We start from the raw sequence: 2,384 nt of genomic DNA, 5'->3' as shown, positions 1-2,384 counted from the left end.
TCGGAAGAGGAATTTTCTGTAGAGGAGATGGAGGAGGAATCGCCATGCGCGTTCCAGGATATTGGAGAAGAAAAGCGCACGGTACGGCAGGTGCCGCGCGTCCATATCGGACGTAAGCAGGCAAAACGCCGACGGCCTCGTCAGGTGACAGCCGGAGACATGCGCAAACAGGCACGCCCTGCAATTGAAGCGCTGGAGCAAAGCGCCTGCCAGCTGCAGGTCTTTCCAGGATTTCGCGGTATGGTGCAGGAGCTTGTCTCCCGTGCACAGCGGATGAAACGACAGCAGTATACCATTGCTTTGTTCGGCGCATTCAGTGCGGGCAAGTCGTCGTTTGCCAATGCATTATTGGGAGATGCCGTGCTTCCGGTCTCGCCGCATCCGACGACCGCAGCGATTAACCATGTGCTGCCGCCGACGGAAGAAAGACCGCACGGGACGGTGCTTGTTCAGTTCAAACGGAAAGAACAAGTGCTGGCTGACGTGAATCAGGCGCTTGAGATTGCGGAACAGAAGGTGGCTTCCTTCGCCGAGCTGGAAGCACTTCTTGATGAGCATGCGCGTATTGTGCGCGAGCAGCAGGAAAAAGAAGCGGAGAAAGCGCGCCGGGAAGCGCTGGAGCAGACGAACCCCGATGCCGGAAAGAAAACAGAAAGGAAGGAAGAGGAAGAAGAAGAGGAAGAGCTCCGCGACCCGCTGGAGCTGTTGCGGGATGAGCAATTGTTCTTCTTGGAAGCCGTGCGGAACGGCCTGTCCGACATGCGCGGCCAATTCGGAGAGGAACGGACGGTTACGATGGAGGAGCTGTCGCTGTTTGTCGCTGTCGAGGAGCGGGCATGCTTCGTTGAGCGGGTGCTGCTGTATTATGACGGACCGCTGACGCGCCAGGGTGTCATTCTCATTGATACGCCGGGCGCAGGTTCGATGAACGCGCGGCATACCGAGGTGGCGTTCGAGCATATTAAACATGCGGATGCGGTTGTGTTTGTCACCTATTATAACCATGCTTTTTCGCGTGCGGACCGTGAGTTTTTGATTCAGTTAGGCCGGGTTAAGGAGTACTTTGCGCGGGATAAAATGTTTTTTATCGTCAACGCCGCCGACCTGGCCGCCTCGGAGGCGGAAATTGACGATGTGCTTAGGCATGTGGAGCGCAATCTGCTTGCCTGTGGGATTCGGGAAGCACGGCTGTATCCGGTCTCTAGCCAGATCGGGCTGCTGGCGGCTCGTCTCGCACAGGGGAGGCTGTCCGAAGACGAAGCAGCCCTCTACCGTAAGCTGACGGGCACTCCACCCGATACGCCGCCACCGGAGAGTGCGGAAGGGCGCTTTTTCTCCGGCATTACGCTGTTTGAAGAGGATTTTCGGGCGTTTGTGACGGAAGAGTTGGTCGGCGCGGCAGTGGCGTCGGCCTACGAAGACATCGGGCGCGCCCTGCGTGTACTGGAGGCATGGCGCACGGAGGCGCGGACAGAAGAGGGAGAGCGCAGGCGCAAAGAAGAACAGGCAAAGGCGGCTCGTCTTGCTTCCGGCACAGCAATAGAAGAGGTGGATACGGATATCGAGCGCGGCCTTGTGGCGCAGGAGATCGAGGAACTTGTGTACTATGTAAAGCAGCGGGTCTTCTACCGATATTTCGACGAGTTTAAAGCTATCATCAATGTGCCGGCATTTGCCGATGAGCAGGAAGAGATGCAGACGTTGCTGCGCCGGTATACCAATGAAATTATCCGCTTCGTCGCATTCGACCTGGCTCAGGAAATGCGGGCGACCTCGCTTCGGATCGAAACCTTCCTGGAACGTACGCTTGCAGGCATACACCGCCGGACGGAAAACGAACTGCGTGCGCTTGACGAGAATATTGCGCTCGCCGGGTACGAGGCGCTGGAGTATGAGACGCCTTCGTTTGTGCCCGGATTGCATGAATGGAATGCCACGGTGTTTGCGGACCTGCTGGCCCCGTATAAAAACCGGGCAACGTTTTTTACGGAGGGAGGCAATATGAAGCTGCGCGATGACCTGGAGGCCCGGCTGCGGGGTCCGGTCAGCGAGTATGTCTCCGCCTGTGAAAAGCAACTGAAAGATGCATATCTTCCGATGTTTGACAGAGAAGTACAGCGGCTGCGCCAGAAATGGGTCAGGCAGGTGGACGAATACTTTACCGGGAAGCTGGCCGCATTGACCGCATCGGGGGATATGGCGGCCCTGGATGCAGCGTATGAGGCGGTGCGGGCGATCTACCAAACGCGTCGAAAGTAAAATAAACAATATAAATGATGCCCCCTTTTCAGCTATTCTACTGCGGTAGTTAGCTGGCTGAACTTTAGCCCTGTCAGCAGGGCTTTTTTTTCTGTGAAAATTATGAGGAAAGAAGGAGAGAAAGA

1 protein-coding gene is annotated in these 2,384 nt (G+C 56.5%); it reads left to right on the top strand.

Going from position 1 to position 2,384, the window contains the following annotated elements; all coding sequences use genetic code 11:
• The first annotated feature begins 27 nt into the window (after positions 1-27).
• On the top strand, positions 28-2,259 hold the full coding sequence (locus B2899_RS05970) for a dynamin family protein (protein WP_414631749.1): 2,232 nt from the start codon (positions 28-30) through the stop codon (positions 2,257-2,259).
• Positions 2,260-2,384 lie beyond the last annotated feature (125 nt).

Source organism: Aneurinibacillus sp. UBA3580, assembly GCF_002375825.1.
Lineage (GTDB): Bacteria > Bacillota > Bacilli > Aneurinibacillales > Aneurinibacillaceae > Aneurinibacillus > Aneurinibacillus danicus.
This window is presented reverse-complemented; position numbering and strand designations above follow the sequence as displayed.